Source organism: Haemophilus parainfluenzae (assembly GCF_014931415.1).
Lineage (GTDB): Bacteria > Pseudomonadota > Gammaproteobacteria > Enterobacterales > Pasteurellaceae > Haemophilus_D > Haemophilus_D parainfluenzae_AF.
Genome location: NZ_CP063121.1, coordinates 353,498 through 368,177, shown reverse-complemented (window position 1 = coordinate 368,177; position 14,680 = coordinate 353,498). Strand labels below are relative to the sequence as shown.

The 14,680-nt window shown below is 37.5% G+C and carries 14 protein-coding genes; 11 read left to right on the top strand and 3 right to left on the bottom strand.

Going from position 1 to position 14,680, the window contains the following annotated elements; translation table 11 throughout:
- Positions 1-142: 142 nt before the first annotated feature.
- The 10 genes from rbsK (at position 143) to hslO (ending at position 10,317) form a co-directional block, all read left to right on the top strand.
- On the top strand, positions 143-1,060 hold the full coding sequence (gene rbsK / locus INP93_RS01775; protein WP_111387108.1) for a ribokinase: 918 nt from the start codon (positions 143-145) through the stop codon (positions 1,058-1,060).
- Positions 1,061-1,070: 10 nt separating this feature from the next.
- Positions 1,071-2,366: an L-fucose:H+ symporter permease gene (fucP, locus tag INP93_RS01770; protein ID WP_070592681.1), complete on the top strand. Its 1,296-nt coding sequence runs from the start codon at positions 1,071-1,073 to the stop codon at positions 2,364-2,366.
- Positions 2,366-3,385: an aldose 1-epimerase family protein gene (locus INP93_RS01765; RefSeq protein ID WP_193451573.1), complete on the top strand. Its 1,020-nt coding sequence runs from the start codon at positions 2,366-2,368 to the stop codon at positions 3,383-3,385. Before fucP ends, INP93_RS01765 begins: the two co-directional genes overlap by 1 nt.
- Before the next feature lie 149 nt (positions 3,386-3,534).
- Positions 3,535-4,038: a protein disulfide oxidoreductase gene (locus INP93_RS01760; protein WP_193451574.1), complete on the top strand. Its 504-nt coding sequence runs from the start codon at positions 3,535-3,537 to the stop codon at positions 4,036-4,038.
- Positions 4,039-4,090: 52 nt separating this feature from the next.
- Complete coding sequence (gene rfaD, locus INP93_RS01755; protein WP_049373042.1) at positions 4,091-5,014, top strand: ADP-glyceromanno-heptose 6-epimerase; 924 nt, start codon at positions 4,091-4,093, stop codon at positions 5,012-5,014.
- Between the two features lie 98 nt (positions 5,015-5,112).
- On the top strand, positions 5,113-6,156 hold the full coding sequence (gene waaF / locus INP93_RS01750; RefSeq protein WP_197544986.1) for a lipopolysaccharide heptosyltransferase II: 1,044 nt from the start codon (positions 5,113-5,115) through the stop codon (positions 6,154-6,156).
- Positions 6,153-7,058, top strand: coding sequence for a DMT family transporter (locus INP93_RS01745; protein ID WP_197544985.1), 906 nt, complete (start codon positions 6,153-6,155; stop codon positions 7,056-7,058). Before waaF ends, INP93_RS01745 begins: the two co-directional genes overlap by 4 nt.
- Positions 7,055-8,008, top strand: coding sequence for a lipopolysaccharide heptosyltransferase RfaC (gene rfaC / locus INP93_RS01740; protein WP_197544984.1), 954 nt, complete (start codon positions 7,055-7,057; stop codon positions 8,006-8,008). The genes INP93_RS01745 and rfaC overlap by 4 nt, the downstream gene beginning before the upstream one ends.
- A 164-nt stretch (positions 8,009-8,172) precedes the next feature.
- Positions 8,173-9,252, top strand: a complete 1,080-nt coding sequence (locus INP93_RS01735; RefSeq protein WP_197544983.1) for a porin — start codon at positions 8,173-8,175, stop codon at positions 9,250-9,252.
- Positions 9,253-9,450: 198 nt separating this feature from the next.
- Positions 9,451-10,317: an Hsp33 family molecular chaperone HslO gene (gene hslO / locus INP93_RS01730; protein WP_197544982.1), complete on the top strand. Its 867-nt coding sequence runs from the start codon at positions 9,451-9,453 to the stop codon at positions 10,315-10,317.
- A 43-nt stretch (positions 10,318-10,360) separates the two neighbouring features.
- Here hslO and INP93_RS01725 read toward each other — a convergent pair whose 3' ends face one another.
- Positions 10,361-11,227 carry an alpha/beta hydrolase gene (locus INP93_RS01725; protein WP_420026359.1) on the bottom strand — a complete coding sequence of 289 codons (867 nt, stop codon included), beginning with the start codon at positions 11,225-11,227 and terminating at the stop codon, positions 10,361-10,363.
- Between the two features lie 214 nt (positions 11,228-11,441).
- On the opposite strand from INP93_RS01725, the gene pckA reads away from it, so the two are divergent.
- Complete coding sequence (pckA, locus tag INP93_RS01720; protein ID WP_111327557.1) at positions 11,442-13,058, top strand: phosphoenolpyruvate carboxykinase (ATP); 1,617 nt, start codon at positions 11,442-11,444, stop codon at positions 13,056-13,058.
- A gap of 95 nt (positions 13,059-13,153) precedes the next feature.
- Here the strand turns inward: pckA and INP93_RS01715 are convergent, their stop codons facing one another.
- Positions 13,154-13,429 (bottom strand): HmsD, encoded by a 276-nt coding sequence (locus INP93_RS01715; RefSeq protein WP_065420546.1) that lies wholly within the window; start codon positions 13,427-13,429, stop codon positions 13,154-13,156.
- A 3-nt stretch (positions 13,430-13,432) separates the two neighbouring features.
- Positions 13,433-14,674: a poly-beta-1,6-N-acetyl-D-glucosamine synthase gene (gene pgaC, locus INP93_RS01710; RefSeq protein WP_197544981.1), complete on the bottom strand. Its 1,242-nt coding sequence runs from the start codon at positions 14,672-14,674 to the stop codon at positions 13,433-13,435.
- Positions 14,675-14,680: the final 6 nt, after the last annotated feature.

Here is a 14,680-nt window from a genome sequence, read left to right as displayed (position 1 = left end):
TGGTTATAGTTTTATTGCTTCTAATAATATCATAAAAATTTTTTCTAGAACTGTGATCTTTGTCACTTTTTTAACATTTTTTGGGGATTATACTGTGGTTTAAATAAAATGTTACTTTATTAACAATTGAAATGGAGGTCGTATGGATATTGCAGTTATTGGTTCAAATATGGTTGATCTGATTACATATATAGATCGGATGCCTAAGTTGGGTGAGACAATCGAAGCTCCTAGCTTCAAGATAGGATGTGGAGGTAAAGGTGCTAATCAAGCAGTAGCTGCTGCTAAGTTAGGATCGGATGTGATGATGTTAACAAAAGTTGGAGATGACTTGTTCGCTGAGAACACACTAAAAAACTTTCATCTGAATGCTATAAATACTGATTATGTAACAGTAGCAAAAGGTGTTTCCAGTGGTGTCGCACCGATATTTGTAGATAAGTCATCCCAAAATAGCATTCTTATTATTAAAGGTGCAAATAGTCACTTATCAACAAAAGATATAGATGACGCAGAAAATGAACTTAAAAAATGTAAGCTTATTATTTTGCAATTAGAAGTTCCATTATCTGTTGTTTATTACTCAATTGATTTTGCAGTTAAAAATAATATACCTGTAATATTAAATCCAGCTCCTGCTGATCCAAATTTAGATATTAATTATGTGTGTAAGTGTGATTTTTTTATGCCTAATGAGACTGAATTAGAAATTCTTACAGGGTTACCAGTTTCTAATATTGATGAGATTCTGATAGCAGCTAATTCATTGATTTCAAAAGGATTGAAAAATCTTGTTGTTACTTTGGGGGAAAAAGGTGCGATATGGCTAGATGGAAATGTAATTCATCATATTGCTCCTCATAAGGTTAATGCTATTGATACTAGTGGAGCTGGAGATGCATTTATAGGATGTTTTGCACACTATCTTGTTAAAACGCATGATATTTTAGCATCTTTGAACATGGCCTCTGCATTTTCAGCTTATAGTGTGACTGGTCAAGGAACTCAAATATCATATCCAGATAAAAAAGAATTTGAGTGTTTTTTGGGTAAATTATAAGGAGTATGTTATGAAAGGAATACAGCAAATGCCTGATGGATATTTGAATCGAACACCTATATTTCAGTTCATATTATTATCTTGCCTATTCCCATTGTGGGGGGCTGCCGCGAGCTTAAACGATATTCTTATTACTCAATTTAAGAGTGTATTTACATTAAGTGACTTTGCAAGTGCATTAGTTCAAAGTGCCTTTTATGGTGGATATTTCTTAATTGCAATTCCAGCTTCTCTAGTAATAAAGAAAACAAGTTATAAAGTTGCTATTTTGATTGGTTTAACCTTGTATATTATAGGCTGTTCAATGTTTTATCCAGCTTCTCACATGGCTACTTATACTATGTTTTTAGCTGCTATATTTTCTATTGCTATCGGTTTAAGTTTCCTTGAAACATCAGCAAATACTTATAGTTCTATGCTCGGCCATCGAGATTATGCGACATTAAGACTGAATATTAGTCAAACATTTTATCCGATTGGTGCTATTTCTGGCATTTTACTGGGTAAATATTTAATCTTCCAAGAAGGTGCTAGCTTGAAAGAACAATTGCTTACGATGTCCCCAGATCAAGCTCATGAATTTAAATTATCATTGCTTGAGCATACATTACAACCTTATAAATATCTTATTTTTGTATTAATTGCTGTTACTTTGTTGTTCTTATTGACAAAATTCCCTAGATGCAAAGCTGAAAATGAAGTTTTAGCTACTAATGTGAAATTCATTGATACATTGAAATATTTATCAAAGAATAAACAATTTAAGAAAGGAATTATTGCTCAATTTTTATATGTGGGCATGCAGGTTGCAGTATGGTCGTTTACAATACGTTTAGCTTTAAATTTAAGTAATATTAATGAGAGGGATGCTTCAAATTTCATGATATATAGTTTTATTGGTTTTTTCATCGGAAAATTTGTAGCAAATTTTTTAATGACTAAGTTTAAATCAGATGCAGTATTGTTTGTGTATTCTATTCTTGGTGTATTTACTCTCTCTTATACTTCTTTTGTTCATGACTTTTCAGCTGTTTATGCTGCAATTTTTGCAAGTGTATTGTTTGGACCATGTTGGGCTACAATTTATACATCTGTATTAGGAACTGTTAAACAAGAACATCGGGAAGTAGCCGGAGCTGTTGTAGTAATGTCAATTATTGGAGCTGCGGTTGTCCCTGCTATTCATGGATATGTTTCTGATACTTTAGGATCTTTACAATTGGCCTTTGTTGTACCAACGCTTTGCTTTATCTATGTTGGATATTACTTCTGGGATAAAATGAAATTAGAAAAAGGAGAGGAATAATGGAAACGAAGTTATTTTTATTCAAAGAGTTATTTTCTAGAGATGAAAAAGTATTGCTTAGTAATAATGATTTTACAGTGTTTGGCTTTAAGTATGAGTCAGGAATTGAAGCAATAAAAATTTGTAATAAAAAAGGATTTATTATTGTATTGCCTTTTTATGGTCAAATTATTTGGGATGCTGAATTTGGTAAACATTCATTAAAAATGAAGAATATGTTTTCTGAGCCGAAATTTGGTAATAGTATTGTTGATACTTACGGATGTTTTGCTTTTCATTCGGGGTTAATCAGAAATGGCTGTCCAAGCCCTGAAGATGATCATGTTTTACATGGAGAGATGCCCTGTTCAATTATTAATAATGCCTGGTTAATCATTGATAATAATTCAATAACCCTTACGGGAGAAGTTGAATATGTGAAAGGGTTTGGAAATCATTATTCAGCAAGACCAGCTGTAACACTTTATTCAAATAGTACTTTATTTGATATTCAAATGAGTGTAACTAATTTATCTAGTGTTGATATGCCATTGCAATACATGTGCCACATGAATTATTGTTATGAGCATGGAGCGGAGTTAACTCAGAATATTCCTGATGAGGCTATTGTTTTGAGAGAAACTATACCAGCTCACGTTAGCCCAACAGAAAAGTGGCTTGAGTTTAATGATAAAATTAAAAAAGGGGAATACCATCTTGATAAATTAGATAATGATGTGATGTATGATCCTGAAATAGTATTCTTTATGGATAATCTCAGTAAATATCAAGAGAATTTAGAATATAAAATGAAATCACCTAGTGGGCATAGTTATATAACAAAATTCTCATCTAAAGACTTTAATTATGCAACACGATGGATTTTGTTTAATGAGGATCAACAAGTAGGTGCATTTGTATTACCAGCAACTTGTAGGCCAGAAGGTTTTTTAGCAGCTAAAAAAGCAGGAAGTTTAATTATGCTAAAACCTAAAGAAACAAAAGCATTTAGTGTAACTACAGGAATTGAAAATTTATAGTTATTAAATAATGCTCCTATTTTTATAATAGGAGCATTTTTTATGTGATGCCAAGTTTAGATAATGTATTTATAACAAAATCTCTGCAATTTTGACCGCACTTTTCTGATCGATTACAATCCATTTATCCTAGATCATGAAATTTTATTGTGAAACTTAAAACATTATTAAAAAATGCGATTTCGCTACTACTGATGTTGATTGTCGTAAGCAGTATTCTCGATTTTATTCGTAAACCCAATATTCCACCTGAAATCAATGCGACGGCACTTTATGATTTACAGGGGGATGCCTTCTTTTTGCCTCAATTAGATCAAACTAAGCCGACAATCATTTATTTCTGGGGAAGTTGGTGTGGTTATTGTCGTTATACTTCACCAGCAATTAATTCACTTTCAGAAGAAGGCTATCCTGTCGTCTCTATCGCACTGCGTTCGGGGACAAATAAGGACGTGGAGGATTATTTACAAACGCATCACTATCAGTTTACGACGGTGAATGATCCTCAAGGCAAGATTGCGGATCAATGGCAGGTGAATGTGACACCAACAATTATTATTTTAAATAAAGGAAAAATGGATTTGGCCACAACGGGCTGGACGAGTTACTGGGGCTTAAAAGTGCGGTTGTTTTTCACAGAGTTTTTTGGCTAAGCGGTACAAAATCTATTACAATACACAGACTTATTTTAAAGAGGACAGAATTATGATTATCGTAACAGGTGGCGCCGGTTTTATCGGCAGTAATATCGTTAAAGCATTAAACGATATGGGACGCAAAGATATTTTAGTGGTGGATAACTTAAAAGATGGGACTAAATTCATTAACTTAGTGGATCTTGATATCGCAGATTACTGCGATAAAGAAGACTTCATTGCATCCATTATTGCAGGCGATGATTTAGGTGATATCGATGCGGTATTCCATGAAGGGGCTTGCTCAGCGACCACTGAATGGGACGGCAAATACATTATGCATAATAACTACGAATATTCAAAAGAGTTATTGCATTACTGCTTAGATCGTCAAATTCCGTTCTTGTATGCATCAAGTGCGGCAACTTATGGCGACAAAACTGAATTCCGTGAAGAGCGTGAATTTGAAGGCCCATTAAATGTGTACGGTTATTCTAAATTCTTATTCGACCAATATGTGCGTGCGATTTTACCTGAAGCGCAATCACCGGTATGTGGTTTCCGTTATTTTAACGTTTATGGTCCGCGTGAAGGACACAAAGGCTCAATGGCGAGTGTGGCATTCCACTTAAATAACCAAATCCTGAAAGGCGAAAATCCAAAATTATTTGCAGGCAGTGAACACTTCCGCCGTGATTTCGTTTATGTAGGTGATGTGGCGCAAGTCAACATTTGGTGCTGGCAAAATGGCATTTCGGGTATCTTCAACTGTGGTACCGGCAATGCAGAGTCTTTTGCAGAGGTAGCAAAAGCTGTAATTAAATTCCACGGCAAAGGCGCAGTGGAAACCATTCCATTCCCAGAGCATTTGAAATCTCGCTATCAAGAATATACTCAAGCTAATCTTGAGAAACTTCGTGCAACCGGCTACGACAAACCATTTAAAACCGTAGCGGAAGGTGTGGCTGAGTATATGGCGTGGTTAAATAAATAAAAATATTGAACAAATAATGTTGTTCAATACTAGAAAATGAATAAAGTGCGGTTAAAATTAATCTTATTTTTAGCCGCACTTTTGTTATAAGGTCAAGCATGAATATTTTAATTATCGGCCCGTCTTGGGTCGGCGATATGATGATGTCGCACAGTTTGTATCAACAACTCAAACTGCAATATCCCCATTGCCAAATTGATGTGATGGCACCGAATTGGTGCAAACCGCTTTTAGCCCGTATGCCAGAAGTGCGCCATGCCATTGAAATGCCGCTCGGACACGGCAAGTTTGCCTTGTGTGAACGTTATCGTTTAGGTAAGGCATTACGCAATCAATATGATATGGCGATTGTGTTACCAAACTCCTTGAAGTCTGCTTTCATTCCCGCTTTTGCAAAAATTGCTGTGCGTCGTGGTTGGAAAGGGGAGAGCCGTTATTTCTTGCTTAACGATTTACGCAATAACAAACGTGATTACCCGATGATGGTGCAGCGTTATGTCGCGTTAGCTTTTGAGCAAAATGCAGTACCGAAAGCAGCTGATATTCCTGTTCTAAAACCTTATTTAACCGTTGATTCCACTCAACAAGCAGAAACCTTAAAAAACTTTGAAAAACAGACCGCACTTTTAGGCGAACGTCCGATTATTGGTTTTTGTCCAGGGGCAGAATTTGGTCCAGCTAAACGTTGGCCGCATTATCATTATGCCAAATTGGCCGAAATGCTGATTGAAAAAGGCTATGCGGTAGAATTATTTGGTTCACCAAAAGATGTGGAAGCAGGGGAGCAAATTCGTAATGCCTTGCCAGTTGAATTACAACCATTCTGTTTGAATTTGGCAGGACAAACTAACTTGAATCAAGCCGTGGATTTAATCGCTAACTGCACAGCAGTGGTGAGCAATGACAGCGGCTTAATGCATATTGCCGCCGCGACAGACCGCCCATTAGTTGCACTTTATGGCCCAACGAGCCCAACTTATACGCCACCATTATCTGATAAAGCCGTGATTATTCGTTTAATTGAAGGCGATTTAATTAAGGTGCGTAAAAGTACAGATAGTTCGGAAGGGTATCATCAAAGTTTAATTGATATTACACCAGAAATAGCATTAGAAAAATTAGAGGCATTATTAGCAAAATGAACCCTCTACGCATACACTTACAATTAATCGGAATGGCCATTTTATGGGGCGCTTCTTGGCCTTGGGGGCGAGTGGTTGCCCAAGCTATGCCGACGTTTGTGGCTTCAAGTTTACGATTTTTGTTAGCGATTATTCCGCTCATGATTTGGTTATATGCGGCAAATCGCTTCAAATATGCGAAACAACTAAGAACGAATCAGTGGATAGGTTTGTTTGTCACTGCTTTCTTTGGTGTTTTTGCCTATTCCACATTTTTTATCTGGGGTCTGAAATATCTTCCTGCGGGACAAGCCGCCGTTATTGTGGCAACAAACCCAGTGTTTACTACACTTTTGGCAATTTTTTTATTTAAAGAAAAATGGAATCGCTGGGTAATACTCGGAATGATTATTGCTATGAGTGGGTCGTTATTAGCTCTCACAAAAGGAAATTTTTTACAGATGATGGATTCCTTTGGCTTTGGGCAAATATTATTAATTGGAGCGCTAATTTGTTGGGTCGTTTATACCTTATTGGCGAGAAAAGTACTCGCAGGCATTGATTCGCTTACCGCAACCACATTATCTTCCATTTTTGGTTTTTTATTGTTGTTTATTAGTGCTCTATGCGTGGAAAGCTCGGATGATTGGCTGACAGTACTGAATTTATCGCAAGGTGAGTGGATAAGTTTACTCGGTCTTGCATTTGGTGCAACGGTATTAGCCTACGCATGGTATTTTGATGGTGTGAAATACTTAGGTGCAGGTAATGCCTCAGCTTATATTATTCTTGTGCCGATTTTAGGCATTTTATTCTCAGCCGTTTGGTTGAATGAACAAGTGGATTCCTCCTTAATTATTGGAGGCATTTTAGCCGTATCTGGGCTTGGGATTATGCACTGGGGAAGAAGGTTAATTAAATGAAAGTATGTGTGATTAAGACTTCCTCTATGGGCGATGTGATTCATACTTTGCCGGCATTGACTGATGCACAGCGTGCTATTCCTAATCTCTCTATTGATTGGGTGGTGGAAGAGAATTTTGCCGAAATTCCACGTTGGCATTCTGCAGTGAATCAAATTATTCCACTTGCCTTAAGACGTTGGCGAAAATCACCTTTTTCAGCTCAAACAAAGACCGAATGGAAATCTTACCGCACTTTATTACAAACAAATCAATATGATGCCGTGATTGATGCACAAGGGCTTTTTAAGAGCGCTTTTTTTGCGACACGCTTAGCCAATGGCGTCAAACATGGCTATGATCGCAAGAGTATCCGTGAGCCGATAGCTTCCTTGTTCTACGATAAAAAATACGCGATTTCTTATCAACAACATGCGGTAGAACGTATTCGTCAACTTTTTGCACAAGCCTTATCTTATCCATTACCGAAAGAGAAAGGGGATTATGACATTGCACGTCATTTTATTTCCGCAGATTCTATCGATCCTTACGTGATCTTTTTTCATTCTACGACAAGAGATGAAAAGCATTGGCCAGAACATGAATGGCGAAATTTAATCGAAAAACTGACCGTACTTTCTGTTCAAGTTCGTTTACCTTGGGGAAACGAAAAAGAAAAGGCAAGAGCAGAGCGATTAGCAGTAGGTTTATCTCATGTAGTCGTTTTGCCTAAGCTTTCATTAAATGAATTAGCCCGTCAAATTGCCAATGCAAAAGCGGTGGTATCGGTGGATACAGGGCTTGCACATTTAACGGCAGCATTGGATAAACCGAATATTACGCTATATGGCGCAACTGATCCGACCTTAATTGGTTGTTATGGTAGAAATCAGCATTATTTAACGGCCAGTTCAATGGAAAATATTAAGTCAGATCAAGTGTTTCCAATGCTAAATTTATTAATTAAATAGGCGATAAAATAATCAAAAATATATTTATCTGAATTGATTTTAGTCAAAAAATTGCCTATTTTCTGATAGTTGGAAAAATTTAAGATTGACACATTCTGGTTCTGGTGTATAGACTAAAAAAGTTTAATTTTTTATTAACTTCATTAAATCATAAGGAAAGCGTTATGAAAAAAACACTTCTTGCTTTATCTGTAGCTGCATTAGCAGCAAGTTCTGCACAAGCTTATAACTTCCATGTTGACCAAACTGGTACGGATGTTGATTTCTATGGTTCTTTACGTGTTAAATGGGAAAGTACCTCTAACAAAACTAACTATGTAAACGGTGATGTAACTAAAGAGCACATCAACCACGCAGTTGATAACAACGGCTCACGTTTTGGTTTCAAATTAAAACAAAGCTTAGGTGGCGATTTCTACGCTTTAGGCCGTGCTGAATGGCGTATGCGTGGTGAAGCACCTTCACAACATGATTTTGACCATGTTTACACTCACCAACTTTATGCTGGTTTTGGCCACAAACAATTCGGTGAATTAACTTACGGTAATATGGTAACTATTACTGATGAAGTAAAACAAACTGACTTAGCAAATACTTACAGTTTGTCTGATGGCTTATTAGATGGTTCTGCACGTCGTGTAACTCAATACGTGTACAACGGTAACTATGGTGATAACAAAGTTAAATTTGGTGCGTACTATGGTGGTTCAAGCAAACGTAGCATTAAAAACCTTGATTTGACAAATAAACGTAAAAATGCTTGGGGTACAGGTCTTATCTTTAACCATGCAATTGATAGCATTCAAAATGTGACCGTAGCAGCAGGTTTTACTCGTGAAATTTCTGAAAATGCTAACAATACATCATACTACCGTAATGCTTATGGATTAGGTTTAGCCTATAACTTCGTTCATACCACTTATGGTTTAGATTTAGAGCGTCAAGTAACTAAAAACCAAGGTGACAAACGTACTAAAAATGAAGTGCGTGCAGTTGTTCGTCAAGGGTTAAACGAAGATTGGAACGTATATGCAATGTACGCATATAAAACAGATAAACAATTTGGTGATACAGACAGAACTCGTCAATTCATGGTGGGTACTGAATACTATGTATACAATCAAGGTTCTTTAAAAGTGAAACCATTCTTAGAATGGCAAGCAACTCGTACTAAATACGAAAATAGTGCGGTAGATCGTAGCCGTGATTTCAAAACTGTTATCGGTTTACGTGCATACTGGTAATTTATCAGTTTAATTTTATAAAGCGAGCGGATAGTGAAAGCTATCCGCTTTTCTTTTTGGCTTGTAATTTTGATTTTCACCCCCATAATACTGCTCAGGCGCAAAGTGCGGTAACAAAATGACATCTTTTTTGAACGTTTAAGATTTATTCACAAAATTGACCGCACTTTTTACTCAAAGAATAAATAGGAACAAATAATGAATTACACTCAAGACAATGACAAACTTTACCGCTACCTTTTCCAAAACCGTGCAGTGCGTGGTGAATGGGTGCGATTAAACCAAACTTTTACTGATACATTGAATACCCACCATTATCCAAAAGCGGTACAAAACTTATTAGGTGAGATGATGGTGGCAACGAATTTATTGACTGCAACATTAAAATTTAACGGTAATATTACGGTCCAAATTCAAGGTGATGGTCCATTAAAATTAGCCTTAGTAAATGGTAATGATCAGCAACAAATTCGTGCATTAGCTCGTGTGCAAGGTGATATTCAAGACGGCATGAGCTTGCATGATATGATCGGTAAAGGCGTATTAGTGATTACGATTGCTCCAACTGAAGGTGAACGTTATCAAGGCGTTATTGGTTTAGATAAACCAACCATTACGGAATGTTTAGAAGACTATTTTGTTCGTTCAGAACAATTACAAACCCAACTTATTATTCGCACAGGTGAATATGACGGTAAAGCCGTTGCAGCTGGAATGTTGCTACAGATTATGCCCGATGGTCAAGGTACGCCGGAGGATTTTGAGCATTTAACTACGTTAGCGGCAACCGTAAAAGATGAGGAATTATTTGGATTGTCCGCAGAAGAATTGCTTTATCGTTTATATCATGAAGAAGTAGTGGAAGTGTTTGAACCACAAGCTGTTTCTTTCTTCTGTGGCTGCTCACCGGAGCGTTCAGGGGCAGCATTATTACTGATTCCAGAAGCTGAAATTGAGGAAATCTTAGAGGAGCATAAAGGCAGCATTGATATGCAGTGTGAATGTTGTGGCACACATTACTTCTTCAATAAAGAAGCGATTGATAAACTCAAACAAGCCCAATAAGAAAAATCCCCGTTCATGATAACGGGGATTTTTTTATGCGCTTTTATTGTTGAACTTGTTCCAAGCAATGTTTGATAGCATCAGGAATCGAGCCACCATGATTTTTATTGGGAATGGAAATAAACTCTACGGAATTGCCTTGTTTTTCCAATATTTTCGCCAATTGATGCGCATTGATTGTTCGCATTTGTTTCCGTTGATTAATACGCTGTAATTGTTCTTCAGTCATATTCGGATCCTGTTCAGGATGTTCTTCGTAAGAGCCTAATGTAATCAGGATATGTGATGGTTTTTGGCTAATCCATCGCTCATTTTGAGGTAAAAATGAGCCATTTCCCCACCAAAGAGAAGGGCTTGCCAAGGTGTAATATTGAAATAAATCTGGTTGATGGAAGAGCACGTATAATCCAAACAACCCACCAAAAGAATGGCCAAAGAAATATTGTTTTTCCTTATTAATATTGAAATGCTGCTCAATGTAAGGTTTTACATCTTCTTGAATAAAACGTAGAAAATCAGCAGCTTTCCCTCCTTTGGCAAATTCAGCGCCTTCTACTGGAAAAGTGTAATCTCTCATTCGTTCCTCAATGACGTAAGCTTTATCAGATACATAACCAATACCGACAATAAGGGGGAGAGGTTTGTTAGGATTGACAGCATTCACTGCTATTGGAAATTGAGCGTTACCATCTAGCGTATAAAGTGCGGTCAGTTTTTTCGACGTTTTCGGTGGAATAGCAATAAACAAACGATAATTCTTGCCTTCAAAAGTAAAATCTTTTTGTTGAATTTGGTACATTTTTTTCATGCTTTCTTGAATAGGTGGAATCTTAAAGTCGGGTTCTGCTTGCGTGATTTGCGTAAATATCAGCAGACAAAATAAAAAGAGTAAACGCAAAAATGAGAACATAGTTATTGAGTCTTGAGTTGATAATAGTTCTCACTATATCGAAAATATGATGGGTAAATCAACCTTGTTGTATCTTAGCCTCTTAAACCACCTAAAAAGGGGTAGAATTTTCAGATGAATGTTCAAAAATGAGATCTAGTTAACATTTTTTTTTTGACAATTCCCATACAATAAACGTAGGAAAAATTTTTAAACTTTAATCAAGAGGTGAACTATGACTGATGTTAAAAACGTAATTAAAGAACTTGAAGCCGTTGGTATTCATGATGTTAAAGAAGTGGTTTATAACCCAAGTTATGAACAACTTTTTGAAGAAGAAACAAAACCAGGCTTAGAAGGCTTTGAAAAAGGTACACTTACCACAACGGGTGCGGTGGCTGTTGATACAGGGATCTTTACCGGTCGTTCACCGAAAGACAAATACATCGTTTTAGATGATACCACAAAAGATACTGTGTGGTGGACTTCTGATGTGGCGAAAAACGATAACAAACCAATGACTCAAGAAACTTGGTCAAGCTTGAAAGGTCTTGTGACTAAACAACTTTCTGGCAAACGTTTATTCGTGGTTGATGGTTTCTGTGGCGCAAGTGAACAAGACCGTATCGCAGTACGTATTGTGACTGAAGTAGCATGGCAAGCACACTTTGTGAAAAATATGTTCATTCGTCCGACAGAAGAACAATTAAAAACCTTTAAACCTGATTTCGTGGTAATGAATGGTTCTAAATGCACCAACCCGAACTGGAAGGAACAAGGTTTGAACTCTGAAAACTTCGTTGCATTCAACTTAACTGAGCGTATCCAATTAATCGGTGGTACTTGGTACGGCGGCGAAATGAAGAAAGGTATGTTCTCAATGATGAATTACTTCCTACCACTTAAAGGTGTAGGTGCAATGCACTGTTCTGCTAACGTAGGTAAAGACGGTGATGTAGCAATCTTCTTCGGTTTATCAGGTACAGGTAAAACCACCCTTTCCACCGATCCAAAACGTGAATTAATCGGTGACGATGAGCACGGTTGGGATGATGTAGGTATCTTCAACTTCGAAGGTGGTTGCTACGCGAAAACTATCCATCTTTCTGAAGAAAATGAGCCAGATATCTATCGTGCAATCCGTCGTGATGCATTATTAGAAAACGTCGTGGTTCGTGCTGATGGTTCAGTTGATTTCGATGATGGTTCTAAAACTGAAAATACTCGTGTGTCTTACCCAATTTATCACATTGATAATATTGTTAAACCAGTATCTCGTGCTGGTCACGCAACGAAAGTAATTTTCTTAACTGCGGATGCATTCGGTGTATTACCTCCTGTGTCTAAATTGACACCAGAGCAAACCAAATACTACTTCTTATCTGGTTTCACCGCTAAATTAGCGGGTACAGAGCGTGGTATTACTGAACCAACTCCAACCTTCTCGGCATGTTTCGGTGCGGCGTTCTTAACTCTTCACCCAACACAATATGCTCAAGTGTTAGTTAAACGTATGCAAGCTGCTGGTGCAGAAGCTTACTTAGTTAATACTGGTTGGAACGGTACAGGTAAACGTATCTCAATCAAAGATACTCGTGGTATTATCGATGCCATCTTAGATGGTTCTATTGAAAAAGCAGAAATGGGCGAGTTACCAATCTTTGATTTAGCGATTCCAAAAGCATTACCTGGCGTAGATTCTGCGATCTTAGACCCACGTGATACTTATGCAGATAAAGCACAATGGGAAGCGAAAGCGAAAGACCTTGCAGGACGTTTCGTGAAAAACTTCGAAAAATATGCGACCAATGCAGAAGGTAAAGCACTTATCGCAGCAGGTCCAAAAGCTTAATTAGAGAATATCGTATCTAATTAAACATTTCTAAAAATAACCGCACTTTGATTTGTAAACCAAAGTGCGGTTTTTTATATTAAGTTTTTTGCGAGTTATTCTTTTGCTACGGTGAGAATAGACCAAATATAAGCCAATATAACCAATACCGCAGAGACAGAAAACATGATGCTGACCACATCAACGAAAAAGAAACTTTCCAGAATCGGTTTAGTGAAGATGCGTTCCGCATATCTCGCGACAAAAGTGATGATATAAGCCCATAAAGCCCAGGTAACTAGATCTAGTACAAAGCTTTTGGCTTTAATCAGCAAGGGAAGGCTGCTACCTTTATTAATAACCATCAATTGTTGTAAAGTGGCGGTTGCCATTATTTAAACTCCTCTGTCAGGGCTTGTCCAGACAGCTAGCTTGGACTTGTTTCTAAAAATCGCTTTTGGGATTCCAACGAGTAACGTTACCGTATTGAGTAACCAATAAACATAGGGATACCAAATGCAGGAAATTCCATATTGGATCAATCCTTTTTCATAACGTGAATCTATGTATAAGCTTAAGAGACACTGTAAGAAGAAGGAAAAAAACATGATCGAGATATTTGTTTCAAACAACTCCATGTTTTGAATGCCTATACCCAAAGTAATCTTGCGGTATAGTGCAAGCGCAACCAGTGCAACCAATAAGATTGCCCAAGTTGCGGTAACAAAATATTCGGCATACATTGGCCATAGACGGCGGTTTCTCCAACGCCAGACCTGAGGAAAATATTTGAGAATGGTTTCGGCGCCACCTTGTGCCCAGCGTAAACGCTGTTTGTATAAGCCATAAAGACGTTCAGGCATTAATACCCAACATAAGGCACGAGGCTCATACATAATGTTGTAACCGGCTGTTTGGATTTTCCAACTGACATCAATATCTTCGGTGATCATATTGGTACTCCAGCCACCAATTTCTTCCATTACATCTTTTCTAAATAGGCAGCATACTCCAGATACCGTGAAGATCGTTCCCATTAGGCTTTGAGCGCGTTTGATTAAACCAATAATGGAGCTAAATTCAGACACTTGTAAGCGACCTAGGATAGTACTGCGGTTACGTACGCGTGGGTTTCCTGTAACGGCGCCATAAGCACGGTTTAATTCGAGGGATTGCACCATGTAATCGAGCGCATCGAAATCCAATACGGCATCGCCATCAATACAGGCCACATATTCACCTTTAGCAACTAACAAGCCATGATTTAATGCGCTGGCTTTACCTTGGTTTTCTTGGTGAAGCGCCACGATGCGTTCGTCAGCTTTTGCCCAACGTTCAATAATTTCACCTGTGTTATCTTTACTCCCATCATTGATAAAGATGAGTTCATAGTTTGGATATCTGAGTTGAAGCAAGTAAGGAATGGCTTCATCTAAGTTGTCGCCTTCGTTATAACAAGGCACCATAATGCTGACCATAGGAACGCGTTCTTTGGGCATTTGTTGGAAAGTTGGTTGCCCGAGTTTTCCTTCCATAAACAGGTAATAACACAGACTTGCAGTCACCCAATATATTGCCATCCCGGCAGGATACATGAATACGAAGATACTCACTGCTTCTAAGAATTGTTGGTTCATGATCAA

Bases quoted from the DNA above. Each gene is read 5' to 3' on its own strand.
- rbsK (WP_111387108.1), top strand. From the start codon at position 143: ATGGATATTGCAGTTATTGGTTCAAATATGGTTGATCTGATTACATAT.
- fucP (WP_070592681.1), top strand. From the start codon at position 1,071: ATGAAAGGAATACAGCAAATGCCTGATGGATATTTGAATCGAACACCT.
- INP93_RS01765 (WP_193451573.1), top strand. From the start codon at position 2,366: ATGGAAACGAAGTTATTTTTATTCAAAGAGTTATTTTCTAGAGATGAA.
- rfaD (WP_049373042.1), top strand. From the start codon at position 4,091: ATGATTATCGTAACAGGTGGCGCCGGTTTTATCGGCAGTAATATCGTT.
- waaF (WP_197544986.1), top strand. From the start codon at position 5,113: ATGAATATTTTAATTATCGGCCCGTCTTGGGTCGGCGATATGATGATG.
- INP93_RS01745 (WP_197544985.1), top strand. From the start codon at position 6,153: ATGAACCCTCTACGCATACACTTACAATTAATCGGAATGGCCATTTTA.
- rfaC (WP_197544984.1), top strand. From the start codon at position 7,055: ATGAAAGTATGTGTGATTAAGACTTCCTCTATGGGCGATGTGATTCAT.
- INP93_RS01735 (WP_197544983.1), top strand. From the start codon at position 8,173: ATGAAAAAAACACTTCTTGCTTTATCTGTAGCTGCATTAGCAGCAAGT.
- hslO (WP_197544982.1), top strand. From the start codon at position 9,451: ATGAATTACACTCAAGACAATGACAAACTTTACCGCTACCTTTTCCAA.
- INP93_RS01725 (WP_420026359.1), bottom strand. From the start codon at position 11,227: ATGTTCTCATTTTTGCGTTTACTCTTTTTATTTTGTCTGCTGATATTT.
- pckA (WP_111327557.1), top strand. From the start codon at position 11,442: ATGACTGATGTTAAAAACGTAATTAAAGAACTTGAAGCCGTTGGTATT.
- INP93_RS01715 (WP_065420546.1), bottom strand. From the start codon at position 13,429: ATGGCAACCGCCACTTTACAACAATTGATGGTTATTAATAAAGGTAGC.
- pgaC (WP_197544981.1), bottom strand. From the start codon at position 14,674: ATGAACCAACAATTCTTAGAAGCAGTGAGTATCTTCGTATTCATGTAT.